This window comes from Paludisphaera soli (assembly GCF_011064595.1).
GTDB classification, from domain to species: Bacteria; Planctomycetota; Planctomycetia; order Isosphaerales; family Isosphaeraceae; genus Paludisphaera; species Paludisphaera soli.
Genome location: NZ_JAALJI010000178.1, coordinates 1 through 288, shown reverse-complemented (window position 1 = coordinate 288; position 288 = coordinate 1). Strand labels below are relative to the sequence as shown.

Annotated in this window: 1 protein-coding gene; it reads left to right on the top strand. The window is 72.9% G+C overall.

Going from position 1 to position 288, the window contains the following annotated elements; genetic code table 11:
- The first annotated feature begins 10 nt into the window (after nt 1-10).
- Nucleotides 11-130, top strand: a complete 120-nt coding sequence (locus G6O68_RS33800) for a helix-turn-helix domain-containing protein (protein ID WP_390625425.1) — start codon at nt 11-13, stop codon at nt 128-130.
- Nucleotides 131-288 lie beyond the last annotated feature (158 nt).

The following is a 288-nucleotide window of genomic DNA, read 5'->3' as shown; positions in this document are numbered from 1 at the left end:
CGCCTACAGCATGCCCGGCGTCTACCCGCCGCTGCACCGCCTGGGCTACTCGTGCCTCGACCCCCGCCCGCGCCACCCCAGGTCCGACCCCGCGGCCCGCGAGGAGTTCGAAAAAAAGTCGCCGGACTGATCGCCGAGGTCGCCGCCGCCCGGCCGACCAAGCGGGTCGAGGTCTGGTTCGAGGACGAGGCCCGCTTCGGGCGGAAGGGGACGGCGACGACCGTCTGGGCCCGCCGCGGGTCGAGGCCCACGTCCGTGCGACAGACGCAGTACGACTATCTGTGGGTG

Excerpts from the sequence above, each read along its gene's own strand:
- G6O68_RS33800 (WP_390625425.1), top strand. The coding sequence starts at position 11 with ATGCCCGGCGTCTACCCGCCGCTGCACCGCCTGGGCTACTCGTGCCTC.